This window comes from Streptomyces sp. Inha503 (assembly GCF_047215865.1).
Classification (GTDB): domain Bacteria; phylum Actinomycetota; class Actinomycetes; order Streptomycetales; family Streptomycetaceae; genus Streptomyces; species Streptomyces lycopersici.
Map to the genome: position 1 here is coordinate 4,280,801 of NZ_CP178360.1, position 25,864 is coordinate 4,306,664.

General features: G+C 70.2%; 25 protein-coding genes, 1 other RNA gene and 4 pseudogenes. 13 read left to right on the plus strand and 17 right to left on the minus strand.

Annotated elements, in window-relative coordinates; genetic code table 11:
* Positions 1–392: 392 nt before the first annotated feature.
* The 5 genes from ACJX2R_RS17785 to ACJX2R_RS17805 all read right to left on the minus strand — a co-directional run bounded on the left by ACJX2R_RS17785 (position 393) and on the right by ACJX2R_RS17805 (position 4,251).
* Positions 393–1,391 carry a hypothetical protein gene (locus ACJX2R_RS17785; RefSeq protein ID WP_413100930.1) on the minus strand — a complete coding sequence of 333 codons (999 nt, stop codon included), beginning with the start codon at positions 1,389–1,391 and terminating at the stop codon, positions 393–395.
* A gap of 142 nt (positions 1,392–1,533) precedes the next feature.
* A complete protein-coding gene (locus ACJX2R_RS17790) occupies positions 1,534–2,313 on the minus strand; it encodes a hypothetical protein (protein ID WP_413100931.1) in 780 nt (259 codons plus the stop codon).
* A 19-nt stretch (positions 2,314–2,332) separates the two neighbouring features.
* Positions 2,333–3,316, minus strand: a complete 984-nt coding sequence (locus ACJX2R_RS17795; RefSeq protein WP_413100932.1) for a hypothetical protein — start codon at positions 3,314–3,316, stop codon at positions 2,333–2,335.
* A complete protein-coding gene (locus ACJX2R_RS17800) occupies positions 3,313–3,603 on the minus strand; it encodes a hypothetical protein (protein ID WP_413100933.1) in 291 nt (96 codons plus the stop codon). The genes ACJX2R_RS17795 and ACJX2R_RS17800 overlap by 4 nt, the downstream gene beginning before the upstream one ends.
* 69 nt (positions 3,604–3,672) lie before the next feature.
* Complete coding sequence (locus ACJX2R_RS17805; RefSeq protein WP_413100934.1) at positions 3,673–4,251, minus strand: hypothetical protein; 579 nt, start codon at positions 4,249–4,251, stop codon at positions 3,673–3,675.
* Positions 4,252–4,679: 428 nt separating this feature from the next.
* Between ACJX2R_RS17805 and ACJX2R_RS17810 the strand changes: the two genes are divergently transcribed.
* The 5 genes and pseudogenes from ACJX2R_RS17810 (at position 4,680) to ACJX2R_RS17830 (ending at position 7,489) form a co-directional block, all read left to right on the plus strand.
* Positions 4,680–5,324 (plus strand): ParB N-terminal domain-containing protein, encoded by a 645-nt coding sequence (locus ACJX2R_RS17810; RefSeq protein ID WP_413100935.1) that lies wholly within the window; start codon positions 4,680–4,682, stop codon positions 5,322–5,324.
* A gap of 11 nt (positions 5,325–5,335) precedes the next feature.
* Positions 5,336–5,977: a hypothetical protein gene (locus ACJX2R_RS17815; protein WP_413100936.1), complete on the plus strand. Its 642-nt coding sequence runs from the start codon at positions 5,336–5,338 to the stop codon at positions 5,975–5,977.
* Positions 5,978–6,143: 166 nt separating this feature from the next.
* Positions 6,144–6,686: pseudogene (locus ACJX2R_RS17820) on the plus strand (GH25 family lysozyme); the annotation flags it as partial.
* Positions 6,672–6,989, plus strand: coding sequence for a peptidoglycan-binding protein (locus ACJX2R_RS17825; RefSeq protein WP_413105880.1), 318 nt, complete (start codon positions 6,672–6,674; stop codon positions 6,987–6,989). The pseudogene ACJX2R_RS17820 and the gene ACJX2R_RS17825, both read left to right, overlap by 15 nt.
* A 61-nt stretch (positions 6,990–7,050) precedes the next feature.
* Positions 7,051–7,489: pseudogene (locus ACJX2R_RS17830) on the plus strand (single-stranded DNA-binding protein).
* 63 nt (positions 7,490–7,552) lie between these two features.
* Here ACJX2R_RS17830 and ACJX2R_RS17835 read toward each other — a convergent pair.
* From ACJX2R_RS17835 to ACJX2R_RS17845, 3 genes are all read right to left on the minus strand, one after another.
* Entirely contained in the window at positions 7,553–9,097 is a 1,545-nt protein-coding gene (locus tag ACJX2R_RS17835) for a hypothetical protein (RefSeq protein ID WP_413100937.1), read from the minus strand.
* Between the two features lie 34 nt (positions 9,098–9,131).
* Positions 9,132–9,434: a hypothetical protein gene (locus ACJX2R_RS17840; protein WP_413100938.1), complete on the minus strand. Its 303-nt coding sequence runs from the start codon at positions 9,432–9,434 to the stop codon at positions 9,132–9,134.
* 67 nt (positions 9,435–9,501) lie between these two features.
* Positions 9,502–10,170, minus strand: coding sequence for an RNA polymerase sigma factor (locus tag ACJX2R_RS17845; RefSeq protein ID WP_413100939.1), 669 nt, complete (start codon positions 10,168–10,170; stop codon positions 9,502–9,504).
* A gap of 252 nt (positions 10,171–10,422) precedes the next feature.
* On the opposite strand from ACJX2R_RS17845, the gene ACJX2R_RS17850 reads away from it, so the two are divergent.
* Together ACJX2R_RS17850 and ACJX2R_RS17855 are read left to right on the plus strand one after the other, a co-directional pair.
* Positions 10,423–10,668 (plus strand): hypothetical protein, encoded by a 246-nt coding sequence (locus ACJX2R_RS17850; RefSeq protein ID WP_413100940.1) that lies wholly within the window; start codon positions 10,423–10,425, stop codon positions 10,666–10,668.
* A 503-nt stretch (positions 10,669–11,171) separates the two neighbouring features.
* The gene (locus tag ACJX2R_RS17855) at positions 11,172–12,407 is read left to right on the plus strand and encodes a tyrosine-type recombinase/integrase (RefSeq protein WP_413100941.1); all 1,236 of its coding nucleotides are present in this window, start codon (positions 11,172–11,174) and stop codon (positions 12,405–12,407) included.
* Between the two features lie 420 nt (positions 12,408–12,827).
* Here the strand turns inward: ACJX2R_RS17855 and rnpB are convergent.
* Together rnpB and ACJX2R_RS17865 are read right to left on the minus strand one after the other, a co-directional pair.
* Positions 12,828–13,233: RNase P RNA component class A (gene rnpB / locus ACJX2R_RS17860), an RNA gene on the minus strand.
* A gap of 82 nt (positions 13,234–13,315) precedes the next feature.
* A pseudogene (locus tag ACJX2R_RS17865) lies at positions 13,316–14,173 on the minus strand (substrate-binding domain-containing protein).
* Between ACJX2R_RS17865 and ACJX2R_RS17870 the strand changes: the two are divergent.
* From ACJX2R_RS17870 to ACJX2R_RS17885, 4 genes and pseudogenes are all read left to right on the plus strand, one after another.
* Positions 14,133–15,218: pseudogene (locus ACJX2R_RS17870) on the plus strand (alpha-amylase family glycosyl hydrolase); the annotation flags it as partial. The pseudogenes ACJX2R_RS17865 and ACJX2R_RS17870 sit on opposite strands and share 41 nt — an antisense overlap.
* Positions 15,219–15,467: 249 nt before the next feature.
* Positions 15,468–16,271 carry a peroxide stress protein YaaA gene (gene yaaA, locus ACJX2R_RS17875; RefSeq protein WP_413100942.1) on the plus strand — a complete coding sequence of 268 codons (804 nt, stop codon included), beginning with the start codon at positions 15,468–15,470 and terminating at the stop codon, positions 16,269–16,271.
* Between the two features lie 131 nt (positions 16,272–16,402).
* Positions 16,403–17,062 carry a bifunctional 4-hydroxy-2-oxoglutarate aldolase/2-dehydro-3-deoxy-phosphogluconate aldolase gene (eda, locus tag ACJX2R_RS17880; RefSeq protein WP_413105881.1) on the plus strand — a complete coding sequence of 220 codons (660 nt, stop codon included), beginning with the start codon at positions 16,403–16,405 and terminating at the stop codon, positions 17,060–17,062.
* A gap of 175 nt (positions 17,063–17,237) precedes the next feature.
* Positions 17,238–17,861: a hypothetical protein gene (locus ACJX2R_RS17885; RefSeq protein WP_413100943.1), complete on the plus strand. Its 624-nt coding sequence runs from the start codon at positions 17,238–17,240 to the stop codon at positions 17,859–17,861.
* On the opposite strand, the gene ACJX2R_RS17890 is transcribed toward ACJX2R_RS17885, so the two are convergent.
* From ACJX2R_RS17890 to ACJX2R_RS17920, 7 genes are all read right to left on the minus strand, one after another.
* Complete coding sequence (locus tag ACJX2R_RS17890) at positions 17,841–18,059, minus strand: hypothetical protein (RefSeq protein WP_413100944.1); 219 nt, start codon at positions 18,057–18,059, stop codon at positions 17,841–17,843. The two genes, ACJX2R_RS17885 and ACJX2R_RS17890, sit on opposite strands and share 21 nt — an antisense overlap.
* Before the next feature lie 115 nt (positions 18,060–18,174).
* Entirely contained in the window at positions 18,175–18,588 is a 414-nt protein-coding gene (locus tag ACJX2R_RS17895) for a DNA-binding protein (protein ID WP_413100945.1), read from the minus strand.
* A complete protein-coding gene (locus tag ACJX2R_RS17900; RefSeq protein WP_413100946.1) occupies positions 18,570–18,866 on the minus strand; it encodes a hypothetical protein in 297 nt (98 codons plus the stop codon). Before ACJX2R_RS17900 ends, ACJX2R_RS17895 begins: the two co-directional genes overlap by 19 nt.
* Positions 18,867–18,925: 59 nt before the next feature.
* Positions 18,926–20,236, minus strand: a complete 1,311-nt coding sequence (locus tag ACJX2R_RS17905; protein ID WP_413100947.1) for a bifunctional RNase H/acid phosphatase — start codon at positions 20,234–20,236, stop codon at positions 18,926–18,928.
* Between the two features lie 4 nt (positions 20,237–20,240).
* Positions 20,241–20,984: a zinc ribbon domain-containing protein gene (locus ACJX2R_RS17910; protein ID WP_413105882.1), complete on the minus strand. Its 744-nt coding sequence runs from the start codon at positions 20,982–20,984 to the stop codon at positions 20,241–20,243.
* Positions 20,985–21,023: 39 nt separating this feature from the next.
* Complete coding sequence (locus ACJX2R_RS17915; RefSeq protein ID WP_413100948.1) at positions 21,024–21,872, minus strand: Nif3-like dinuclear metal center hexameric protein; 849 nt, start codon at positions 21,870–21,872, stop codon at positions 21,024–21,026.
* Between the two features lie 91 nt (positions 21,873–21,963).
* On the minus strand, positions 21,964–22,998 hold the full coding sequence (locus tag ACJX2R_RS17920; protein ID WP_413100949.1) for an ABC transporter substrate-binding protein: 1,035 nt from the start codon (positions 22,996–22,998) through the stop codon (positions 21,964–21,966).
* Between the two features lie 227 nt (positions 22,999–23,225).
* Between ACJX2R_RS17920 and ACJX2R_RS17925 the strand changes: the two genes are divergently transcribed.
* Both ACJX2R_RS17925 and ACJX2R_RS17930 read left to right on the plus strand, forming a co-directional pair.
* On the plus strand, positions 23,226–25,463 hold the full coding sequence (locus ACJX2R_RS17925; protein ID WP_413100950.1) for a hypothetical protein: 2,238 nt from the start codon (positions 23,226–23,228) through the stop codon (positions 25,461–25,463).
* Between the two features lie 137 nt (positions 25,464–25,600).
* Positions 25,601–25,762 carry a hypothetical protein gene (locus tag ACJX2R_RS17930; RefSeq protein WP_210947434.1) on the plus strand — a complete coding sequence of 54 codons (162 nt, stop codon included), beginning with the start codon at positions 25,601–25,603 and terminating at the stop codon, positions 25,760–25,762.
* The last annotated feature ends 102 nt before the right edge of the window (positions 25,763–25,864 follow it).

Sequence of the window (25,864 nt, forward strand, 5' to 3'; positions counted from 1 at the left end):
GACGGAGTGGGGCGAGGAGTATGCCTGGTCGTCTCGAAGGATCCTCACAGTGCCGCCGGTGCCAGACGTCCAGGCCGCGCGCGTCGTACACAGCCCCCTCGTACGCCGATGCCGACCGGACCTGGGCCTGGTGATCTCCTTCGAGGAAACCTTGCCCAGGCCCCGCCAAGCACCGCCATGTCGGTCAGTCGCTTCACCCGGCCCGCAGCCGCCGCGCCGCCTCGAGCCCTCGCGGGGCCCGTGCCGGAAACCGTACCCCCATCTTGCCGGGTCAGGCGGCGCACGCGGGCCGCTGGACAAAGATTTCTTGAGTCGTCATGGGCCAGTCGTGCCAGCGGGCGGGCGACCCGATGCCGGGTGCGCCCGCCGCGATGTCGTGCAGGTGTGGAAAATCAGGATGCCTGAGTGGCCCCGTTACCAGCCGCAAGGCTGTCCATGTCTACTCCTTCGCCCTGCTCCGCCTGCCTCTCCGCGTCGTAGCGCGACTCGAACCGCGGGCCGACGTTCTTCCGGCCGTTCTGCGGGCTCTGCCCCAGGCGACGGCCGAGCTGGGAGTTGTTCAAGTCGCCGCGCGGTCCGAACCGGTGCTGCTCCCCAGCATTCCGGGCGGCCTTGTAGATGGCGTACAGGTCCTCCTCGGAGACGATCTCCACCGGGTTGGTCTCCGGTGTGCCCTCCGCCTCCTCCTGAGGCTTCTCCGTCTCCTCGGCCTTGGGATCGGGCCCCTTCTCGTCGTTCTTGGCGAGCGGCGTCGGCGCCGGGCCCTTGGGCTGGGCCGGGACCCTCGCGTCCGGGCGAGGTGTAGGGGCGGCCCTGCGCTGGTTAGCGGGCGCGGCCGCAACCGGGTCGAGCAGTGCGCTGGTCCCGTCCGCATCGACCCAGTCCGATCCGGCTCCGCGCGCCCGGACGAAGCCGGAAACGTGCAGACCGAAGCTGCCGCCGAGGGGCACCATCGCGGCGACGGCGCTGCCGACCGCAAACACGTACGCCTTGTTCTCGACCATGACGGCCGGAGCGGTGCCTGTGCTGAACCACTCAGACAGCGCGACCACGGCGTGTCCCACGTTCGCGGCGATCGAGATGCACAGCAGGAAGGCGAAGATGCCCCACAGCGACCAGTAGTAGCCACCGTCTGCGCCCTGGTCGGTGCGTTTGCGGATCGTGGTGACCGCCCCGGCGTTGAAGGCGAGGAGCAGTTCCAGTGATCCGGCCATCGCGCCGGCCGCGAAGGTGGGGAAACCGATGAGCTTCCCTGCCCAATGGAGCTGGTACAGAGAGGCGAGCATCATGCCGAAGCCCGCGGCCGCCGCTCCGAAGCGGAGGTTCCGGTGCCAGTCTCGCAGCTCCCGCTCGCCCTGGGTGATGGCTCGTAAGGTAGGCAGCTTGGGCACGACAAATCCCTTTCGTTCGGGTCTTCCCGAAGGGCCTATGCTCGTCGGTCCTCGGGCTGCCCAAACGATATAGCGTTCTCCGCCGGTGGCGCTTCCCCTTGGTTCGCTTACGGCCCGCCACCGGATGCGTGACGGCCGTGATTCACCAGTCCAGCGGCTTCCTGGGCGTGCGCCGGTCAGGCCCGGTGATCTTCACCAGGTAAGCGCGGTCCTCGATCCGGGATAGCAACCGCTCGCCGAGGACGGCGGCGATGTTGTCGCGTCGCAGGTTCGTGGAGAACGCGGTGGGCCTGCCCGCGGAGAGCCGGGAGTCAATCAGGTCGACTGTCTCACGGCGCGCGAACTCGGTTGCGACGCTGTCCATTTCGCCACACAGCTCGTCGAGGACGAGCAGGTCCGCCTCCACATGCCGCTTACGGACCGTGTAGGCCGTCATGTCGCCCGGACCGCCGTCGGGGCGGCGCCACGTCAGGTAGGTCGCGTGCTTGATGAACCGCACGAGCAGGCCCTGCTCGCTGGCCTCGTTGCCGAGAGCAGCCAGCGCGGTCGTCTTCCCCGTGCCGATGTTGCCCGGGGCGATGAGGTGCATGGTGGTCGGCCGGGCCCCGTGCCTCTTCGCTTCGACCAGCGAGTTCAGCCACCCGCGCAGTACCTTCGGGTGCTGGTTCGCGTCGAGGTCAGCGAATCGCCACTTCAGGTAGTCGTCGTGTGCGGCCTCGCGCATGCTGTTCCTCCAGGCGAGTGCGCGGGCGCTGGCCTGCGGGACAGCGACGTCCTCCCACAGCTCGCCTCTGTCCTCGTCCGCGGGGGCAGGCATGCCGAGCTGGGACAGGTCCGCGCCGCCGCGCCGCAGGATCTCCAGGACGTGGTCGGTGACCTCTAACAGGCGCCGCGGCTCTCGCGCAGCCTCCACGGTGCTCACCGCTCGTTCTCCTTCTTCATCAAGCGGGGACGATGCCGAACTCGGCGCCGTCGTCGGGGTCCTCCGGGGTGCTCACAGGGGGCGGCCCGCCCGCGATGCTCGCCCCCCAGGTCGCGGCATCGCTGTAGGGGGCGGGGCGACCGCCGTACTGGGCAGGCATCGGCTTGTTGTTGCGCTCGTCGCTCAGAGCCCGCTGGAACTGGGCCGCCGAGGGGAAGTGCAGCCCCGTACGCTGGAACGCTCTGGCGACCTGCTTCTGCGTGTATCCCGCGTCCAGGGCCTGCTGGGTCATTTTGCGGAGGCCCATGTACCACCCGGACTTCTGCTTACCCGCGTACGGTCCGAGGTGCTGCGTGGCGTGCTCGTAGTACCAGGTGGCAACTGCCTCGCCAGGCGTCTTCTCCTTCGCCGTCTTCGTCTTCTCCGCGTCCGCAGGGGCCTTGCTCTGCGACGCCTTCTTCTTCGCAGCGGAGCGGGTGGCGGCCGGAGGAGTCGCGCGCGGCTGCGTTTTCGGCTCCGGTTCGGAGGCGTCCGCGGAGGGCACGGGGTCCGGCACAGGCGAGTCCAGGTGGGGTCCGAAGCCATCGGAGCCGAGGCTGTCATCGGAGTAGCGGACGCAGAACGAACCGTCCTGCTGTTCGACGACAGGGACGTCCAGCTTCCTGCCGAAGACAACGTAGTCCTGAGCCCACTGCTCGACGGGGTATTCACTGATCGCGGCGCCCATGGCCGTCCTACCGTCGAGGAAACGGCGCCGCTCCAGCCGGTAGTAACCGTGCGCGGCCAGCTCGTGGAGGGCCTTGCGGACGGCGTCTCGCCCCTCGCGTCCGTCGCCGCGCGCGAGTTGTTCGGACCGTACGTTCCAACTGTCGTGCTGGTCGAGACAGTACGTCAGGATGCCGAGCGCTCTGTAGCTGAGGCGGGTGTCGCGGGCGGTCTTGGACTCGATCTGGACGAAGTGGGTGCGCCGGTTGACGCGCACCGCGCTGCGGTTGGCGGTCACTCTTCCACCTCGCTGGTCGTCTCTACGAGCCGGAAGTAGGTGTGCCACGTCTTGCGGCCGTGGTCGCCCTTCTCGTACACGCGCTGAGACTCGGCCAAGCCCGCCTCACGTAGTTCGGAGAGCGGTTCACGGGCCTGGTGGTTCGTCAGGCCACACGCATCAGCGGCGTCCTGAACGGTGACCCAGCAGCCCCTGCTGTAGAGCACCAGGTAGCAGTACAAGCGGAACGCACGATCGGATATGCCTCCGGCAAGCACCGGAGCAACGTCAACGGTACGGGTGGACAAGGCGGTGGTCCTTCGGGCTGGGGCCCGGCGGCAGGGGTGCGGCCGGGCCGTCGTACGGCCGGTACGCGCTTACTGCTCGCCGTCGCGGACCGAGGCGGCAGGGAGCATCGGAATGCCGCGCAGCAGTCCGTGGAGCTGTCCCTTGTGGTATGCCTCCAGCACGGCTTCCTGACCGCCGGGCTTCCAGGAGAGGGTCACGGTGCCGGTGGGCTTGCCACCGGGGATGTGGTTGACGCCGGGGATCACTTCGCCGGTGAGCTTGTCAACGACGGTGTCACTGTCCTTGTCGTAGGTGGCGCGCTTGAGCATGGCGTCACGGAACGCGGGCCGGGCCTGGATGATGACCTCGATCTCGCCGTGCTCCTCGGCGAACGCGGTGAACGCTTCCTCGTCGCCGACCTCGTACTTGTCCTTGGAGATGGCCACCGTGTGTGTAGCGACCGCGATGCCGTTGACCTTGGCGTCGACGCTGCGTTGGCCGGTGGGCCCGTCGTAGGCATCGAGGAGCGGGGCCTTGACCGTGGCGATCCGATCGTCGATCGCGGGGACGACGTGCGCCTTGAACAGCTTGGCGAAGACCGAGAGCAGCGCCGCGTCGCCCAGGGGCAGGGCGATGTCCGGCTTCTGATCGGCGTCCTCGTGCGACATCCTGGTCCTTTCTCGCCCAAGGCTCCGCCCAGGGCTTTTCGGGTCTTCCCCGGGCGGGGCGCAGAGGGCGTCGCCAAGAAGTACGACAGCCGCCGGAATCTGTTACACCTAGGCCCGGGAAGCTGGGTTGCTCTCCCAGCCACTCCAAATAGTACAGCACGCGTCGATCGGCGTGCGAAAGACGCCTCCGCGACACAAACTGCCTGCGCCCCCTACCTTCCGCTCGGCCCTCCAGCCCACGGTGACGTCGCCTCGGCGCTGGCAGGCCCCGGGGCCGCCCCATCCGGAACGAGGCGACCCCGGCCCGGCGGCAGGCGCGGCCCGGCCATGAGGCATGCCCCGCTTGCGAGGCGAGGCGCCGCGGTTGAAGTCCGCGGGCTCGCAGACCGCGCTCGCCGTCGGCATCCTGAACCGCCGGAAGGATCACCGTGACTGAGACCGTGCCCGCGCCCCGCTACACCACCTACGTGCCGCTGACTGACCTAGCCCCCGCACCGGGCAACCCCAAGAAGCACGAGGTCGAACGGATCATCGAGAGCATCCATACACACGGCTTCGTCGACCAACCCATTGCTGACGAGCGCACTGGCACCATTCTGGGGGGACACGGCCGCCGCGAGGCCCTGATAGAGATGCAGACCCGCGGGGAACGCCTGCCCGCCGGTCTGCTCCTGGACAACGATGGCGGATGGCTCGTCCCCGTCCAGCGAGGCTGGGCTTCCCGATCCGACGCCGAGGCCAAGGCGCTGAACATCAAGCTCAACAAGATCGGGGCAGACGGCGGTTGGCGACCTCGAGCCCTCGCCGCGTACCTCGAAGACATCGTGACCGCCGACGCCGAGCTGTTCGACTCGCTCGCAATCCCCGAAGACGAACTTGAAAGCCTGCTCCGCCGAGTTGACCCCGAGACCCTGCCCGGCGCCATCAACGAGGACCAGGCGCCCGTGCTGCACCTCCCGGACGACGGCGGAGACAGTTTGGGGGGAGAGAAGAGGCTCAGCCCCGACGATGAAGGACGCGCCCCGCTGACCACCTGCCCAGCCTGCGGCCACGCGTTCACGCCCAGCCGCTGAGGAGCCGCCCCATGTCCGAGCGCCGCAAGCCCCACCGCTCGAAGCCGGGCCGCCCCACCCTGCTTTCCGTAGACGTCGAGGCCCGCATCATCGCTGCCTCGCGCATCGGCATTGCCGTCGAACTCGCCGCCGAGGCGGCCGGCATCTCCAGCGCGACCTACCGTCGGTGGATGGCACGTGGCCGTGCCGAGGTCGCCGCGCGCGAGGATGGTCAGGTTCCGAACCGTGACGAGGACCCCTATGTCGAGCTCTTCTCGAAGGTCCGAACCGCCCGTGCCATGGCCGCGGCCCGAGCTATGGCCAACGTGAGGCGCGTCGCTGACGGCGGAGTCGTCACCAAGGTCACGACGAGGAAGTTCCGTGACCCAGAGACCGGCCAGATCGTCGAGGAGGTCACCGAGGACCGCACAGCCCCGGACTGGCGTGCCGACGCCTGGTATCTGGAACGGCAACACCGCAACCACTACGGCAAAGACGCCGCACTCGCCATCGAGATCACCGGCGTGGACAGCGGCGAAGCCGCCCAGGAGGAACGCATCGACCTTGGCGCGCTGGCCGAGCGGCTGAACAAGACCCTGTTCGCTGTGCAGTACCCCGATCCACCAGAGCTTGAGGACGGCAGCCTCGTCGACGCCGAGGTAGTCGAAGGCTGAACGCCATCATGGTGGTGCCCATGCCCAGCGCATCCATGGCCCCATCGTGTTCCCGTCCATCACGGCCGAGTCCGCCAAAGCCCGCGGATGGCAGCACGCGACACTAATCCCCCGCACCAGTCACGGTGCCGTCTCCATTCGCATCGGAGGAGGCAGCACCGTGACCATCAAGGGCATCGACGTCAGCGCGTACCAGAGCGCGACGTTCAGCACCAAGAGCATCGACTTCGTCTTCGTCAAGGCGACTGAGGGCCGCTCGTACGTCAACCCCCGGCAGTCCGCCCAGGCCGCGCATGCCCGCGACGCCGGGTGCGTCGTGGGCTTCTACCACTTCCTGTGGCCGGGCAACATCGAGGAACAGGCCCGCTACTTCGTCGAGAAGTGCGCGTCCCGCGAGGGAGACGTGCTCGCCGTCGACTGGGAGAACACCAGCTCCGGCACCCGCGCGTCCTGCGCGGAGAAGGACCGGTTCATCCGCGCGGTGAAGAAGCTCCGTCCCACGCACAAGGTGATCTTGTATGTGAACCGCGATTTCTGGCTGAACCGGGACACGACCTCGTACGCAGGGGACGGCCTGTGGATCGCCGACTACGTCACCGCGGGCAAGCCCCGCATCGAGGCGAAGTGGCTCATCCACCAGTACACCGATAAGCCGCAGGACACGAACGTCGCGAAGTTCGCCAGCCGGGCCGCGATGAAGACGTGGGCCACCGGCGGGGCCCCGTCGAAGGACGACGAGCCCGCCGACGACAAGCCGAAGCCGAAGCCGACTCCGCCGCCGTTCCCCGGCCGGGACAAGTTCGGCCCCGGTAAGAAGAACCGGTATGTGCAGCAGTGGGGGAAGCAGCTCGTCAAGAAGGGATTCGGCAAGCACTACCGCGTCGGCCCGTCGGAGGAGTGGACCGATGCCGACCGGCTGAACACGCGGGATCTACAGCTTGCCCACAAGGAGCTGAAGGGCGATGCGGACGGCCTGCCCGGTCCGCTGACCTGGCGGATCGCGTTCTCCTGACCCGTCCCCGGTCGGCCCGCCGCCTAGCGCGGGCCGGCCCAGTCCCGAAAGGGCCGCTCCTGTGGCAGGCGAGGCCATCATCACCTTGACCGGCAACCTGGTCGACGATCCCGAACTCCGCTTCACCCCCCTCGGGCGCCGCGGTGGCCAAGTTCCGCGTGGTCTCGCCCCCGCGCCTCTTCGATCGGCAGGCGAGCGAATGGAAGGACGGCGAAAGCCTGTTCCTGACGTGCGCCGTGTGGCGTCAGGCAGCGGAGAACGTCGCCGAGTCCCTGACCCGCGGCACCCGCGTCATCGTGCAAGGACGCCTGAAGCAGCGCTCTTACGATGACCATGAGGACATCAGGCGCACTGTGTTCGAACTCGATGTCGAGGATGTCGGCGTGAGCTTGAAGAGCGCGACGACGAAGGTCACCAAGACCGGCGCCCAGCGCGCGGCCGCGCCTGCGGGTCGTCCAGTGGCCGATGCCCAGTGGGCAGACCCTCAGCCGCCGTTCTAAGCCGAGGCGGCACCTGCGACGCGCCGCGCGGTGGACGAGTCCTCCGCGCGGCGCGTTGATGTTCTACTCGGCCGGGGTGTTCCCGGCTTGCGGCAACGCCAGCCGTTCACTGTCCGTGTCTCCTGCGGTGGCCGCCACGGAGGTATCCGTCGTGCCCGGGTCGGACATGACCGGCTGCTGGGTGGTTTCGCCGTCACTCCCGGCAAGGGGCCGTGGGTCAGTTGGTGCAGGCTCCTGCTGCTGCGGCAGCGTCTCGGTATCCGATGGTGTCGGGTCGGCAGGGGGCGTAGGCACCTGCTCCGGCTCGGGCGGCATACCCTTGCTGGGCGACGAGGTCGGGCCCGGCGTGGGCTTCTCCTCGTCCGGCTCCTGCGTCTGCGCCGTCTCGGTTGGCTTCGGGACCGACGTTGGATCGGTTCTGGGCGTTGTGGTCTCCTGCATGGACTCGGACACGCCACTGCCTGTGGGAGTCGACCCCGAGCCCGCAGGGTCGACGACCGGCACCACGGGCGTGTTCGTACTCGGGTCTGGCGCCGTTACCACCCCAGACGGTTCGATCCCCGCAGCGAGCGCCACGATGTCGTCCTCCCCCGCACTCATGCCAGAGGGAGAGTGATGAGTCACGCCGAGCACTGCTTGGGCGGCCATCAGCAGGGGGGTATCGATCGGGGCGTCCTGCGGTGCGGACAGGATCGTGTGCACATCCTGTTCGCCCAGGCCCAGGGTGCCCAGGGTGAGTGCGGCCAGCCGGGGTGGCAGTGGCTCGGCGATGTCCATGGGGGGCGCAACGGAGGGCACTTTCTTCGGCCCGGAGCGCAGCAGCTTCAGGTACTCCTTCAGCCGCTCCTCGTCCGTGCCCCAGAGCACGTACCGGCCTACACGGACCAAGTTGGGGTACAGCTCCTGAGATCCGTCTTGCTTGGTCCACGTGCCCGCGTATTCGGTGTCTGTGAAGATCCGCAGCCCAAGCCGCTCCGAGCCGTACGAGAAGGTAAAGATAGTGCTGTCCGGACCGGTGGCGGCCTTGGTGGACATCACCATCCCGTCGGCGTCGGTGCACTCCGCTTCTAAGTTGTCGATCGGGTTGCAGTCGATCTTCCCAGCTGCCGAAAAGTCCATGAACTTGGGATCGTCAAACGGCTCCGCCGTCTTCGTCCCGGTGGAACTCGAGCTTTTGTCCGGGCCGCTGGCCGCCGTACCGACTGTGCCGCTGCTGGTGAAGTGCCCCAGTGCCCAGGACCCGGCGAGGGCTGGCAGCAGCGCCGCAGCGATGGCCCACCTCTTGGCGCGGCCGCGGGGGCGCGCCGGATCAGACGGCCCGGCCGAGGGCGGCGGGATGTCCACAGGTGGCGCGGGCTCGAACGGGACCAGCAGCTCGTCGAAGTCTTCGAACTGACCGCACTCGCGCACCATCCGCTCGACCTGCTCCAGCGGTAGGTCCGGCATGGCAGAGCTGACCTGGCGCACTGCGGAGTCGAAGCTCTGCGGGGTCAGAAACAGGTGCCGCTCACCGTTCATGGTGACCACGCCCACGTCAGTGAGCTGTACGTCATCTTCATCGTCCGGATTGAGGACGTGAATCTGCACCGGCGGTACGGACGAGGTCACGACCGCTCTCCTCGCACGAGGGGTAAGGCGCTGCTCAACTCTGCCGATCTCTTTCCTTGCTCTGAAGGATGTGCGCGATGCGGGCAGCCGTCCGCTCGGCGCGCTCGGGCGTGATGTCCTCGATGTCTGTGAGGACGAGGTGGCCGCCGTCGGGCAGCTCGATCTCCGCACGGTGGATCTCCGGCTCTTCCAGGCCGTCGCCGGTGCCGGCGTCCTCGCGGGCCTCCTGGGGAGTCTGGGCGCGCGCATACTCGCGGAGCATGGCATCCCTGGTGGCGCGCACCGTCGCAGGATTACGTCGGTAGCCGGGGCTCAGCGCGCCCGCGGCTGCCAGCATCTGGCGTGTCTCCTCGTCGTGAGGGATGGGCCCGCCGTCAAGCGCCCGCTCCAGGCGCTCGCTCTGCTCAGCGCGTCGCGACATGCGCCATCGCCTCTCGTGTCTCAACCCGTTTACCGACAACTCTGTTTCTGCCCGCTGCCGCCGTCAGAAGCTCCTCAACCAGTTGGGAAGACGACTCCCCATCCGGCATGACCTCGGCGAGCTTGCGCAGCGACCGTACCGTCAATGTCCGGACGGCGCCCTCCGTCTTCCCCATGATCTGTGCGATGCGCCCCGAACTTAGTCCGTCGAAGAAGCGCAGGATCAGGACCTGCTGCTGCTGGGGCCGCAGCTTATGCAGGTGGGATGCGACGGCTTGGGCCAGTGCACGCCTTTCGGCGTAATCTTCCGGGCTCTGGTCGACGCGCGGCCGGTCGAGCTCGAGGTGATCGGCGTACAGCACTTCCGAGGGGCGCCGCTGCACGGAGCGTAGGTAGTCGAGCGTGGTGTTTCTGGTGATCGTGCGTAGCCAGCCCAGCAGGTTCGTACCTGGCCGGTACTTGCTGATGTTCCGGGAGACCTTCAGCCAGACCTCCTGGCTCAGGTCCTCCGCGACGTGCCCGTCGCGGACGTAACGCCGCACCCAGTGGTACACGGTGTCGTTCAGCTCGTCGTATAACGCCGCGATGGCGTCGGCCCCGTCCTCCCCGCCTGCTGCGGCGCGTCTGGCCAGGGATTCCAGAATGTCGGTCACGGCGTGATGCCCCCCAAGAACCGATGCTGCACTGACCCCCTGCAACGCCGCCCTCGGGTTCACCCTCCACTGCTCCCCCACAGGAGGAGGATTACCTTCCGGTGCGACGCTGAGGCAGCATAACCGACCTCTTACGAAATGCGCCGAACAGGTTAGCGATACCTCGCGACGCACACTGTGGTATATGGTGCCGACGCAGGCCGGGAGAGCAACCCGGCGACGGCCTAGACCCGAATCGAAAGGACCGCGGCCATGCCGCCCCCGTTCACGACTGCCACCGACCGCACCCTCATGCTCCTGCCGTTCGACAAGTGGATCTCCATCGACGCGGTCGCTCGGCAAGCCAAGATCGACAAGGACACCGCCCTCAGAGTCATGCGCGCGGGGCGCCGCCGTGGCGTACTGCGCACGCGCGGAAAGGGAACGGCCCAGCAGGTCATGCGCATCCACCCCGGCCCGCGCCGCACGAGCTATCGGTCCGCAGGGCCCAAGCTGTAGCGACTTCGCCACACGGCGGACACGTTGGACTTCCCACGGGTGTAACAGATTCCGCCGATCCACGTACTTGTCGGTGCCGGACTGAACACAACCGGCTCCATCCGGCCGGATCGGTCCGCCGGGGGGAACTTACGGATGAAAAAGGACGACTATGCCTCGTGGCGGTTCCAATGCATTGCTGAGTTTCGAGACGATTGCCGAGCGGATGGAACTCACAAAGCGCACCGTTCTCGATAACTACAGGATTTGGGAAATCCCCGTCGTGCGCATCAGTGATCGAATCCTTCGCGTCCGAGAGCGCGATTTCGAGGCATGGCTCGACGCACGTACAGAGTGAATTCCGCACACCAACGGGAGTGCCATAGCCGCGAATAGAGGGTGCAGCACCGACCGTTCCACCTCTCGCCCGACAGCTTGACCAGCCATGGCTGCGCCTACGTAGAGTCCAACTCCCCTGGCCAGGGAGTCACCTGAGAATCAACCGAGATCACGAGAGGCGTCCCGTGGCACGCAAGCCCACTGTCTACAAGCGGTGCGACTGCTCCGACCGGAACAGGCCCAAAAAGGGCGGATGTAACCACAGTTGGAGCTACAACCTCACGAACAGCGAGGGCAACCGGACGCGCGCCTCGATTCCCGATTCCGTCGGCATCACCCAGGCCCAGGCGCAGGCGGTTCTGGACGGAATGGCTCCCGGCGCAGCCCCCGAGCCCGTCGAAGCGAACCTCACCTTCCGGCAGTGGGCGGCTGACTGGCTCAGCAGGCGCCGGGTAAAGGACTCCAGCCTGGAGAAGTACGAGATAGCCATCCGCTTACATCTCAATCCTCGCTGGGGGAGACAACGCCTCAGAACCATCAAGAAGGCCCAGGTCGAAGCCTGGGTGCAGGAGATTGAGAACGACGAGAGCGTCGCCAACTCCACTGGAGAGGGACACTGGAAGGTCTTCCAGATGGTCATGAAGGACGCCCTTCAGAACGGGAAGATCAGCTCCAACCCGACCTATGAGGTCGACGGGCCCTACGTAGGCGAATCGCCGTCGTACGTCTTCAGCCCGGACGAGTGCTGGGCGATCTACGACGCGTTCCCGGAGCGCTACCGGCCCATCCCCATGATCGGCTTCGCCTGTGGCCCCCGACAGGCAGAGGCGTTCGGCGTCTGCGATGACGTCATCGACTTGGACCGAAGTGTGCTCACCGTGCAACGGCAAGTGCTCAAGACCAAGGAGACTGGCTACAAGCGCCTCATGGTGGACCGTCTGAAGACGAGCCCACGCCTCAACACGAAGGACGTGCCGATGCCTCCGTACCTCGTGGAGGCCCTGGCGGAGCATATGGAGCGCTTCCCGCCCCAGGCCACGGAGACAGTTCGGTGGGAACACAGGAAGAAGATCGACGACTGCAAGCGCGGCTCGGCACGAGCACTCTTCTGGACACCGCGCAACAACCTGATGTGCCGCAACTACTTCAACGATGACCTGTGGAAGCCCACGCTGCTGAAGCTGGGCATCAAGGATGAGGAGGGGAACGTTCCGACCTTCCACGACCTTCGACACACCTTCATCTCCACATGCCTCCAGAACGGAATACCGGAGCACACCGTGGCCGCGTGGGTGGGCGACTCCGTCGAGGAGCTTCGGCGCACGTACAGCCACCTCCTGAAGGACCACGCCGACACGCACGGCGCGGTAGCCGCCGGCCTGACGGCGCGGCCGAAGCTGTCCGTCGTGCGCGCGGCATGATGATCTACTTCCGTCCTCGCCCTCCACGGGCGCGGGGCTGAATCTCAGCGGGGCTGAGGCCGAGACCGGCCTCAGCCCCGCTCCCGTCTTCTCCGGCCACCGTCCCCGCCTGCCCCCTCAATCGCGGCGGCGTACCCCTCCAGTGAGCAGAGCTATCGGAGAGGTTCAAGGCAGCACGGCCGCATTGCGCGCTCGGGCACCGCGGCGAGGCATCCAGACGGCCCAGGCCAGAAGGCCACTCCGCAGGTCAGACCCCGCCCCCGCTGAACTCCGGCCCCGCGTCCCGTGGCTACTTTCATGGCTACGTACGTAGCCACACGGCCCCGTTTGAACCAGTGCGGACCGGGGTCTGGCCAAGCTCACGTTTCCACGAAAAAGGGCCCCTGACCAGCAATTTCCCTGATCAGAGACCCCTAGCGGCGGACGAGTCGGCCTGTACGCCGGGTTCTGTCTCCCGGGGGCCTCGCGGCCCTCGGGGAGGCGGCCATCCATCTAGGACCGGCGTTGCCGCCGGTCTCGTGCGGTCTACCCGCGGACTCGGGCGGGCAGCCCTCGATCGTCCGCGCAGAGCCGCCGTGCGGCGGCTCCTCTTGACCTTGCTCCAGGTGGGGTTTACCGAGCCGTCCGAGTCACCCCGGACGCTGGTGGTCTCTTACACCACCGTTTCACCCTTACCGGTCGCCTCGCGGCGTCCGGCGGTCTGTTTTCTGTGGCACTGTCCCGCGGGTCACCCCGGGTGGGCGTTACCCACCACCTTGCCGTGTGGAGCCCGGACGTTCCTCGGCGGGGCCCTGAAGGACCCCGACGCGACCGCCCGGCCGGCTCGTCCGCCGTGTTGACCATGATACCCGGCGGACGGGCGGCCCCGGTCGGGGCGGGGGCATGGGGCCGGGGGCCCGAGGTCGTAGTCAGGGGTCCTGGGCTCCCGCCGGGGGCGGGGTCGGTGGGGCCGTGCTGCCCCGGGGGATGACCCGGGTGGGGAAGACCACGTGGCGGGTGGGGTCGGCCTCCGGGTCGTCGATGATCGAGCGGGCCAGTTCCGCGGCGGCGCGGCCGATGTCCTCGACCGGCTGGGCGACGGTCGTGAGGTCGAGCCATTCGGCGAGGTGGTGGTCGTCGAAGCCCAGTACGGACATCCGGCCGGGGACGTCGACGCCGGAGGAGCGCAGGACCCCCATCACCTCGATCGCCACCTCGTCGGACTCGGCGAAGACGGCGGTGGGCGGGTTGCGCAGGCTCAGCAGGTGGCCGACGGCCTCGCGGATGCCGCGGCGGTGCCGGGCGACGGGGTAGAGGACCAGCTCCTAGTCGTACGGCAGCCCGGCCTCCTCCAGCGTCCTGCGGTAGCCGGTGAGCCGTTCCTTGGAGCTCCAGGGGAAGCCGGTGTCGTCGCTGGACTGGAGGAAGGCGATGCGGCGGTGGCCGAGTTTGAGCAGATGGCGCATGCCGCGCTGGGCGCCGTCCACGTCGTCGATGTAGACGCTGGGCCGCCCGGGGACGTGCTGGCTGACGAAGACCACGGGCATGCCCAGCGCGTCCAGCCGGGCCCGTTCCTCCGGGGTCAGGTCGAAACAGGTCACCAGCAGCGCGTCGGCGTTGCGCCGGGCGGGCAGCCGGTCGAAGAACGCACCGCGTTCGGCCAGGTCCGTGACGCTGTAGACGAGCAGGTCGAGCTCGGCCTCGCGCAGCACCCCGCTCACCCCGGCGATAGTGTTGCCGAGGAACCACGGCCTGGCCAAGGATCTGGCCGAACCGCTGCGCGACATCAGGGACGTACGGAGCTACGACCCGGACGAGCTGCCCGAGGACGGCAGCCATCCGCTGTGGGACCGCGATGAGGTGCACGGCATCTTCCGCGCGTGGCGCAAGGTGATGGACGAGTACGACCCGCCCCGGATCGCCGTGGCCGAGGCATGGGTCCGCAACTCCCGCCGCACGCCGTACGCCGGCCCCGACGAACTGGGCCAGGCGTTCAACTTCGACTTCCTCTACACCCCGCTGTCCGCGCCCGCGCTGCACACCGCCATCGACAGCGCGCTGCACGACGCCCGTACGGCCGGTGCGTCGGCCACCTGGGTGCTCTCCAACCACGATGTGATCCGGCACGCCACCCGGCTGGCGCTGCCGGACGAGCTGAGCCGGGCGGGGCGGGAGGCGTGGCTGCTCGCCGACGGCCGGGAGCCGGAGGCCGACCGGGAGTTGGGGCTGCGCCGGGCCCGTGCCGCGACGCTGCTGATGCTCGCGCTGCCGGGGTCGTCGTATCTGTACCAGGGCGAGGAGCTGGGCCTGCCGGAGGTGGCCGAGCTGCCCCGGGAGGCGCTCCAGGACCCGACCTGGGAGCGCAGCGGCGGACGGATCAAGGGCCGTGACGGCTGCCGGGTGCCGCTGCCGTGGACGAGGTCCGGCCCGTCGTTCGGCTTCGGCGCGAGGGGTTCCTGGCTGCCGCAGCCGGAGTACTTCGGCGAGTTGTCGGCCGAGGCGCAGAACGGGGTGGCGGGCTCCACGCTTGAGCTTTACCGGGAGGCGCTGCGGCTGCGGCGCGCGCTGGGCGGCGACGAGGGCGTGGAGTGGATCGGCTCGGTGGAGGAGCTGAGCGCGGGGGTGCTGCACTTCCGGCGCTCCACCGGCTGGCACAGCCTCAGCAATCTGTCGGCGGTTTCGGTGCCGCTGCCGGAGGGGCTGGAGGTGGTGCCGGCCAGCGGTCCGCTCGATGGGGGGCGGGTGCCGGGGCGGACGACGGTCTGGTTGCGGCCGGGGGTCCGGCGGGGCGTGACGCGTGCGGCGGGGCGTGACGCCTGCGGCGGGCTGTGACGCCTGCGGCGGGCTGCTTTCCCCTCCCCGCCCCTTCCCTCAACTGGGGCTCTGCCCCAGACCCCGCTCCTCAATCTCCCCCAGCTACCGCTGGGAGGTGCCCCCTGGAGGGGCTGGACAGCGGGGAGGGGAAAGACTCGCCAACCGCCCCGTAGCCGGAGGCCGTAGGCTGCGGGGCGGGGCGGGGCCGGATTTCCGGGCCGCCCCGCGCCCCGTCGCCGACGACCATTCGACCTTCGAGGAGAGACCGTGCTCGTCCTGCTGCCGCCGTCCGAGGGAAAGGCCACAGGAGGCTCCGGGTCCCCGCTGGACCTGGGATCGCTGTCGCTGCCGGGCCTGGGCGAGGCGCGGGCGGAAGTGCTGGATGAGCTGGTGTCGCTCTGCTCGGGCGACGAGGGGAAGGCCGCGGAGGCGCTGGGGCTCAGCGAGGGGCTGCGCGGCGAGATCGCCAAGAACGCGGCGCTGCGGGAGGCCGCGGCGCGGCCCGCCGGGGAGATCTACACCGGTGTGCTGTACGACGCGCTCGGCCTGGCCACGCTGCCTGCCCCCGCCCGCCGCCGCGCGGGGCGGTCGCTGCTGGTCTTCTCCGGGCTGTGGGGCGCCGTACGGATCGACGACCGTATCCCCTCCTACCGCTGCTCGATGGGCGTGAAGCTCCCGGGGCTCGGCGCGCTCGGCACGTACTGGCGGACCCGGACCCCGATGGCCGAGGTGCTTCCGGAGGCCGCCGGGGACGGGCTGGTGCTGGACCTGCGCTCGGCGGCGTACGCGGCGGCGTGGAAGCCCAAGGGGGCGGTGGCCGAGCGGACGGCGACGGTGCGGGTGCTCCAGTCGAAGATCGTGAACGGGGTCGAGAAGCGGTCCGTCGTCAGCCACTTCAACAAGGCGACGAAGGGCCGGATGGTACGGGACCTGCTGACCGCGGGCGCCGAACCGAAGGGCCCCGGCGAGCTGGTGGACGCGCTGCGCGGGCTGGGGTACGTGGTGGAGGCCGCGCCGCCGGAGCGGGCGGGGCGGGCGTGGGGGCTGGATGTGGTGGTGACGGAGGTGTAGGTGGGTACTCGATCGGGCGGTGTGTGGGCCCGGTCCTGCGAGCGGTCTGTGGGCCCGGCTCGGCCCGTCCCGTAAGCGCTCGTTGCGACATGCGCAACCATCATTGCGCAGTGCGCCGCCGCACGGGCAGGATGGGCGCCGTGATTAGCACCGCACCCTCCCCCGGTACCCCGGACTCCTCGCTGCTCGACCTCGCCCCCGTCATCCCCGTCGTCATCGTCCATGACGTGGCCGACGCGGTTCCGATGGCCCGTGCGCTGGTGGCGGGCGGGCTGCCCGCGATCGAGGTGACCTTCCGGACGCCCGCCGCCGCTGACGCGATCCGGGCGATCGCCGACGAGGTCCCGGACGCGGTCGTCGGCGCCGGTACGGTCCTGACCCAGGAGCAGGTGGAGACGGCCGTCGCCGCCGGGTCGCGCTTCCTGGTCACGCCCGGCTGGACGGACCGGCTGCTGGGGGCGCTGGACGCGTCCGGGCTGCCGTATCTGCCGGGGGTCTCGACCACCTCGGAGGTCGTGGCGCTGCTGGAGCGCGGGGTCGAGGAGATGAAGTTCTTCCCGGCGGAGGCGGCCGGGGGCACCGCGTATCTGAAGGCGCTCGCCTCGCCGCTCCCCCGTGCCCGCTTCTGCCCGACGGGCGGGGTCAACGCCTCGAACGCCCTCGGGTATCTGTCCCTCCCCAACGTCGGCTGCGTGGGCGGCACTTGGATGCTGCCGCCGGACGCGCTCGAGGCGGGCGACTGGGCCCGGGTCGAGTCGCTGGCCCGGGAGGCGGCGGCGCTGCGGGACTGACAACGCCAGCGGCGGCCACCAAGGACAGGTCCGCACACAACTGCGGGAGGACCGAGTTCGCCTGATCGCTCCCCGCGCCTGGATATGTTCGATGGGATGTACAACCCGCCGGGATGTACATCTCCCGGGGCCGGAAGCCTCCCGGGGGGTTCTCAGGGGTGGAACAGGGGTCTCGGTGACCGACCAGACGACGGGGTTTGTGAACGAGGTCGATCGGCGGCTTGGCGATCCGCTGAGGGTGTTGGAGCTGAGTCCGACCCGCCTCGACCATGTACAGAGCCCCTTCGGCCTGGACGCGATCACCTATCTGCCGTTCGACGTCACGGGCGTACTGATGGACGCCGAGACCCAGCATCTCGCGCACTTCCTGCTACGCGAAGATCCGGCCCTCTACGGCCTCACCGACGAAGCCGCCATCAACGCGCGGCTGGTCGGCGTCGAGGTCTACCACGACATCGATCTTGTGGCGGCACGCCAGATCTTCCACGACCGCAATCTGCTGGGCGTCATCCCGAACAAGAACGTCGCCCTCGCCTCGGACTCCTCCAACCTGGCGACCAACATCACGTTGACACTGCTCAAGGAGGTCGAGGTAGCTGGGCCCTCAGAGAACGGCCGGATTCCGGGTACGTCCTCGGGGGTGGCGTCCTCGGTCTGCCGGAGGCGTCGTGAGAGCTGTGCCAGGCGCTCCGGGGTGGTGGCCGTGGGCGGTTCGTCGACCGTGTGCTGGATCTCGTTCAAGAGATCCAGCGCGCGCTGGGTGTCCTCCCGGCGCTCGTTACGGCGCTGCAACCGATAGTTGGCCCATGGAGTTCCGGGCCGTGAAGGCCGAGCCGAACGTCTCCAGGATCCGGGTCAGTACGGCATGGATCTCCGTCGTCGCGATCTCGCGCGTGCACCCCTCGGGGAGATCTGGAATCGGACCGCTGGTCTTCTCGAACCCGGCCTTGCCGAAGATCATCGTGATCACGAACGAGCGGAGCGTCGACAGCGTCATCCACTCGGTGTCGGCCGCCTTCAACTGCCGCTGGCGGACGGAGACCCGTCGCTGGCCCGGGTGGACGGCCGCCTGGACTCCTACAGGTCGTCATGGGGCAGCGCACCACGCTCCGTCACACGGCGACCAGGCGCACCCGGTCGCCGCAGAGCTTGGTCATGTCGTCCACATCGGAAGTCAGCATGACGATGGGGTGCCTCTGCTTGAGGGCAGTCACCGCCACGGCCGCGTCGATCGCGTACTTGTGGCCGTGCAGAGCGGCCCCCATCAGCAACGCCGAGGCCGCCTTCGCCTCCTCCTCCCCCACCGGGAGAACGCGGAGACCGGAAAGGACCCAGTTCAGCCGGGCCTTGTCGATGCGCGCATGCACAGCCTCGATGACGGTGAGGGCGCAGACCACGGCTTCCATGCCCCGCCTCCGTGCCTCCGCAACCAGGGCGACGACCGGTTCGTCATCGTTCAGCAGCTTGGAGAGGCCCTCGCTGTCCATGACGAGCGTCCCATCGTGACTCAGCTTGCGGCGGGCCACTGCTCGTCCTCGGCGAACACCTCGTCGAAGACCTGACGCGCCCGCTCCTGCGCCGTCGCCGAGACCGGGCCCTTGCGCCGTTCATAGTCCGCCAGGTACTCGTCCAGAATCTGACCGCGCAGCTCACGCTCCACCGCTGCGGTGATGAACGCCGAGAACTCCCGCTTGCCGACGCGCAAGCGAATCGCTTCGGCGGTCCCTTCGGGGAGAGAGAGGCTTACCCGGGTGGCCGGCCCCTCGCCAATGCTGTACGACGCCTCAGCCTCATACTCAGACATACGACCCACTTTATCAAACGAGTAGGAAAGTGGGGTCGTTGGCGAAGGTGCCTGTGCCCCTACCGCAGATGCGCCGTCTCGTTCAGCAGCCGCAGCGACGCGTTCCCGTCCCCGTAGTACGCCACCGCCGTCAACGACGCCGCCGAGAGCTCCATGCGGAACAGGGACTCCGGCGGGGCGCCGAGGGCCAGCCGGACCAGGGTCTTGATCGGGGTGACATGGGTGACCAGCAGCACCGTACGGCCCGGGTAGCGGGCGATCAGCTTGTCGCGGGCGAGCGCGACCCGGCGGGTGACCGCCGCGAAGCTCTCGCCACCGCCGGTGGGGGCCACCTCCGTGGAGGCCAGCCATGCGTCCAGGTCGTCCGGGTAGCGCTCCTTGACCTCCGCGAAGGTCAGGCCCTCCCAGGCGCCGAAGTCCGTCTCCCGCAGCCCCTCTTCGACGCGGACGTCCAGGCCCAGGCGGCGGGCCACCACCTCGGCGGTCTCCCGGCAGCGCCGCAGCGGTGAGGTGACGACGGCCTGGATGGTGCCGCGTGCGGCGAGCGCCGCCGCCACCCGCTCGGCCTGGTGGCGGCCAACGTCGGAGAGTGCCGGGTCGGTGCCGCCGCTGCCCGAGAAGCGCTTCTCGGGGGTGAGCGGGGTCTCCCCGTGCCGGAGCAGGACGAACGTGGCGGGGGTGCCCAGATCCGCCGAGCCCCAGCCCACCGCCGGAGCGCCCGTGGCGGCCGTGACCCCGGTGGCGGCCGTGGCGGCCGTCGCCCCAGTGGCCCCGGTGACTCCCGCAGCACCCGTGGCCCCCGCAGCGTCCGCGGCCCCCGCAGCGCCCGCGGCCCCCGTGGCCCCCGCGGCGCCCGTGGCGGCGGGCTCGGCGAGGGCGTCGTCGGCGGGTGCGGCGGCCTCCGGCGCGCCCGGCGCCAGCGTGCCGCCGGGCGGCACCTTCGGCCGCCACTGCTCGCCCCGCTTGCCCGCGTCCATCGCCTCGTTGGCGAGCCGGTCCGCGTGCTTGTTGTTCTCGCGCGGGATCCACTCGTAACTCACCTGGCCGGGCGGGACGATCCCCTTGGCCTCGGCGGCGAGCGGCCGCATATCGGGGTGCTTGATCTTCCAGCGGCCCGACATCTGCTCGATGACCAGCTTGGAGTCCATCCGCACCCGGACCTCGGCCGCCGGGTCCAGGGCGTACGCCGCCCGCAACCCGGCGATCAGGCCCTTGTACTCGGCCACGTTGTTGGTCGCGGTGCCCAGGTACTCGGCCGCCTCGGCGAGCGTCTCACCGGTCTCGGCGTCGCGCACGAGGGCGCCGTAGCCGGCCGGCCCGGGGTTGCCCCGGGACCCGCCGTCCGCCTCGACGATGAAGCGCCGCGCCATCGGCCTACAGCCCCGACTCGGGCGTACGGACCAGGATCCGGCGGCAGTTCTCGCAGCGCAGCACCGTGTCGGGGGCCGCCGAGCGCACCTCGTTGAGCTCGGTGATGGCGAGCTCCTGGCGGCAGCCGTCGCAGCTGCGCTGGTAGAGCCGGGCCGCGCCGACGCCGCCCTGCTGCTGGCGCAGCTTGTCGTAGAGGGCCAGCAGATCGGCGGGGATGGTCCCGGCGATCACCTCGCGCTCCTTGGTGACGGTCGCGATCTCGGCGTCGATCCCCTCGGCCGCCGCGTCCCGGCGCGCGGTGGCGTCGCCGATCTTCGACTGGAGGGACTCCACCCGCTCGGTCAGCTCGGCGGCCCGCTCCTGGATGGACTCCCGGCGTTCCATGACCTCCAGGACGATGTCCTCCAGGTCGCCCTGGCGCTTGGCGAGGGAGGCGATCTCGTGCTGGAGGTTCTCCAGGTCCTTCGGCGAGGTGACGGCCCCGGAGTCCAGGCGCTTCTGGTCGCGGGCGGCACGCTGGCGCACCTGCTCCACGTCCTGCTCCGCCTTGGTCTGCTCGCGGGCGGTGTCGCTCTCCTCGGTCTGCGCGGCGATGAGCAGGTCGCGCAGCTGGGTGTGATCGGCGTTCAGCGTCTCGATCTCGGCGTGCTCGGGCAGCGTCTTGCGCTTGTGCGCGAGCTGCGACAGCCGGACGTCGAGCGCCTGGACGTCGAGTAGGCGGATCTGATCGGCGGGCGCGGCATTCAGCGTGGGGCTCCAGGGGAGTCGAGTGGGACGGAAACGAGGTCAGGGAGTCGAGCGAGGGGCGGCGGGGGCCGCGGCGTGGGCCGTCCAGGGGTCGGTCACGATACGGGAGACATGCGTCCGCAGACCCCAGCCGTGCCGGTCGGAGATCTCGTCCAACTGGGCCGCGGCCTGCTCGGTCCAGGGCCATTCGGTGGCCCAGTGCGCGGCGTCCAGCAGGGCGAGATCGCTGTGCTCCCGTGCCTCCGAGGACGGGTGGTGGCGCAGATCGGCGGTGAGGAACGCGTCGACCCCGGCCGCGCGCACCGCGTCGAAGAGGCTGTCGCCGGAGCCACCGCTGACGGCCACCCGGCGGACGGTACGGTCCGGGTCGCCCGCGGCGCGGACCCCCTGGGCGGTGGCGGGCAGCCGGGCGGCGGCGCGCTCGGCGAACTCCCGCAGCGTCTCGGGGTGGTCGAGCTCGCAGATCCGGCCCAGTCCGCGGCGGCCCTCGGGGTCGGTGGCGTCGGGCACCAGCGGACCGACGATCCGCAGGTCGAGCGCGCCGGCGAGGGCGTCGGAGACACCGGGGTCGGCGGTGTCGGCGTTGGTGTGCGCGACATGCAGGGCGATGTCGTTTTTGATCAGGGTGTGCACCACCCGGCCCTTGAAGGTGGAGGCGGCGACCGTGGTCGTCCCGCGCAGATAGAGCGGATGGTGGGTGATCAGCAGATCGGCGCCGAGGTCCACCGCCTCGTCGGCCACTTCCCGGACCGGGTCGACGGCGAACAGCACGCGGGTGACCTCGGCGTCGGGGTCACCGCACACCGTGCCGACGGCGTCCCACTGCTCCGCCCGCTCGGGCGGCCAGAGGGCGTCGAGCGCTGCGAGGACGTCGTTGAGTGCGGGCACGGGGCAAGGCTACCTCCCGGATCACGGCTGAGCCCTGCCCCGGCCTTCACTCAGCGCGACCACCGCGACGCCCGGCCGCCGTGGACGCGGATCAGTGGACGAGGTAGCCGCGCAGGTCGTCAAGGACCCGGTCGGCGGCGGTGACGCCGAGGCCCAGGTACCAGGTCTCCTCGTCCACGGATCGGGCCCGGCCCGCCTTGACCGCCTTCAGCTTCTTCCACAGCGGGTTGGACTGCGCCTGGTCGCGCTTGGTGGCCTTGGGGTCGCCGTAGACGCCGGTGAAGATCCAGTCGGCGTCGGCCTCGTCGATCCGCTCCGGGCCGATCTCCGCGGCGAGATCGTTGATCTGCTGGTTCTTCGGCCGCGGCAGACCGACGTCCTGGAGGATGGTGCCGATGAAGGACGCCTTGGCGTAGAGCCGGGTGGCCTGCGGCATGAAGCGGAGCATGGTGATCGTCGGCTTGTCCGCGCCGATGTCCTCGCCCAGCTTCTCGGCCTTCTTCTCGTACGCGTCGAGGTTGCGCTCGGCCTCGGCGGTGCGGTCCAGGGCCGCGGCGTTGAGGCGGTAGTTCTCCTTCCAGGTGAAGCCAGGGCGGATGGCGAAGACGGTCGGGGCGATCTGCTTCAGCTCGTCGTAGAGCGGCTCGGCGCGCAGCTTGCTGCCGAGGATCAGATCGGGGTGGAGGGCGTTGATGGCCTCGAGGTTGAGGTTGTTGATGGTGCCGACGTTCTTCGGGTTCCCGGCGTCCTTCTTGAGGTAGTCGGGCATGGCCTGGTCGCCCTCGGAGGGGGCGAAGCCGACCGGCTTCAGCCCCAGCGAGACCACGTTGTCGAGCTCGCCGACGTCGAGCACCACGACCCGCTTCGGCTTGCTCTTGAGCTCCGTCTCGCCCATCGCGTGGGTGATGGTGCGGGGGAACGTGCCGGGCTTGGCGTCCGTGCCCAGCTTCGCGGTCTCCTCGGCCGCCTTGCCGAAGTCCTTGCCGCCCTGGGCGACGGACTTCCCGCCCCCGCCGTTGCGCTTGCCGCCGTCCGCGCCGTCGTCCGAGGATCCACAGGCGGTGAGGGAGAGCGCCCCGGCCAGGGCGAGGGCGAGGGCGGCGCTGCCGCGGGCGCGCAGGGACATGACGGAGCTCCAGGGATAGCCGGGCGCGCCCGTGTTCACGAGCGCGCCGATCGCACTTAGGTGTGCCTTACTTTAATCACAAACCATCCCCGCGTCGCTTACAGCACATTCACCCCCGACCTCTCAGGCGAATCGGGCAAGAGCCACACTTACGGGTGGAGCGCACCCATTACGGCCTTCGGCAGGAAGTGCGAAAACTACGTTCAGTGGCCGGAGGTGACTGACCGATGACTGCCTGTGCCTTCGACACCGCCCTCACCGGGGGCGTCGGCGACCGGCCACGAGGGGGTTTCACCATCGCCTCGGACCGCTCGTACGGCGCGCGGCTCGCGCTCAGCGGGGAGGCGGGCTGCTGGTACCCCGAGCGCTGGACGCTGGACGGCCCGGAGCCCTACGCCGTACCGCTGCCCGCCGCCCAGCCCGAGGAGCCGGACAGCGAGTTGCTGCCGCTGGCCGACGGGCAGGTGCTCATCCACCGCAAGGTGGCCGGCCACCACGCCTTCTCGCTGCTCTACCCGGCCGGCCCCGGCACCGGTGAGCGCCCGCTCGGCGGCATCGACCGCGCCGAGGTCTCGCTGCTGCCGCCCGCGCCCGGCGGCCTGTGCGCGTTCGCGCTGGGGCGCGGGCCGCGGTCCACCTCCGTCTGGCTGCTGTTCGGCGGCGGGGTCCTCGCCCCCCAGCACCTGGTCGAGGTGCCCGGCCGCTGTACGGGCGGCAGTTGGCTGGACCGTACGGGCCGGCTGCTGGCCCTCGACCGCGAACTCGACGGCCGCACCAAGACCGTGGTGGTCGACTTGCGGCGCGGCGGCGAGATCAGCCCGCTGCTCCAGATCACCGAGCGCAGCGACGACCGGCTGCTGCTCGCCGACCCCGACAGCGGTCTGCTGCTCGTACGGTCCGACGCGCCCGGCGAGCAGCGGCTGGGGTGGGGCGTGCTGGGCAGCACCCGGCCGGTGCGGTTCCCGGACTGTCTGCGGCCCGCGGGCTGGTCGGAGGCCACGCCGTTCGCGGTGCAGCCGGGGCAGGTGCTGACGCCCGAGGGGTGCGCGGTCGCCTTCCGCATCGACGGACGGGGCGGCTCCGGGGCCGGGGCCGGCGCCGGGGCCGGGCGGCCGTGGGTGGGCGTATGGCGCCCGGCGGAGCGGCGGCTGCGCGAGTTCCCGGCCCCGGAGGGCTGGCTCCCGGGCGCGGGCCTGTGGACGAGGGACGGCGAGCTGTGTCTGCCGTACGTCACCCCCCAGGTGCCCTGCGGGCTGGCCCGGGTCCGCCCACCCGGGGCGGCGGGGTCGGCGCCGAGGCTTTCGGGGGGCGCGTGGGTGACGGCGGCGCCGGGCGGTACGAGCGACGCCACGCACAACGCCGCGAGCGCGGCGGAACCGTCAGGGGTGGCGTCGTCCGGGTCGGCGGAGGCGCGGTGGAAACCCGAAGAACCGACGGGGTCGAGGGGGCGGGACGACACGGCGGGGCCCTGGAGACCGGGCGACACGGCGGCACCGTGGGGGCCGGACGACGCGACGGGAGCGCGGCGGATCGCGCGCGTGACCCCGATGACCGAGCCCTCCGGCCCGGTGGCGGAGGTGTCCGGCCCGACCCCGGCCCGGACGCCGGAAGCGCTGTGGCGACGGGACGACACGCCAGGGGCGCGACGGATCGCGCCGGTGGCGCGGGTGTCCGAGCCACCCGGCCCGGTGGCGGAGGTGTCCGGCCCGACCCCGGCCCGGACGCCGGAAGCGCTGTGGCGACGGGACGACACGCCAGGGGCGCGACGGATCGCGCCGGTGGCGCGGGTGTCCGAGCCACCCGGCCCGGTGGCGGAAGTGTCCGGCCCGGCCACGGCCCAGGCGCCGGAAGCGCTGTGGCGACGGGACGACGCGATGGCTCCGTGGCAGCCGGACGAGGCGGCCGGGGCGCGGCGGGCCGCGCCGGTGACACCCAGATCCGGTCCGGTTCCGGCCGAAGCGCGGGTCGTTCAGGCGTCGCGGACGACGACGCCCGCGGCCGGGATCGCGACCAGGATCACACCGTGGACCCGGGTCGACGGGCCCGGCGCGTCCGTCCCCGTGCGGGCGTCCGGGCCGGAGCCCGAGCCGACACCGACACCGTCCCGGGCACCCGAGCCGATGCCGCTGCGGGAGCGGGCGCCGATGGCCGTACACCAGCCGGTGCCGATGGCCGTACACCAGCCGGTGCCGATGGCCGTACACCGGCCGGTGTCCGTGCACGAGCCGACGCCGCTGCCCGTGCACGAGCGGGTGCCGGAGCCCGAGTGCGGGTCCGGGGTCGAGCCGTGGGGTGGGACCGGGTCGTGGGCCGGGGTCGAGCAGGAGATGGGGCCCGAGCCGGAGCCCGCTCCCGGGACCGGTCTGACCCCCGCCCTGCGTCCCGTACCGCTCCAGCAGGCGCCGCTCGCGCGGCCACCCCGGCCCCGGCCACCCCGCTGGGTCCGGGATCACCCGATTGGTTAGACTCGGGCAGGGGCTGCGCAGTCCTGCGTTCCGTCCGCGCGCGGGACGCCTCGGGTGATGCGCATGGAACGTCGTGCGACATCGTGGTCAGCCCCTTTCGCACAGTACAAGCGATCTGACGGGGTGACGTACCCACCATGTCCGAAACCCACATCGACACGACCCAGGCGCGCCCGCGGGACGCCGCCGCGGCCCAGGCCGATGGCGCTCAGGGCAAGCACCGGGGGCAGGCCGCATCCGAGGAGACCCAGGCACCGGCCCACGGCCGCCACCGTCGCCCGAACGAGAACGGCTCCTGACGACCTCGGGACTTCGCTCCTGACGGCCTCGGGACCGCAGGCACCTCAGGGCCGTCCCCGATCGCGGGACGGGCTGGATTTCCGCCGGAAGTCCGGCCCGTC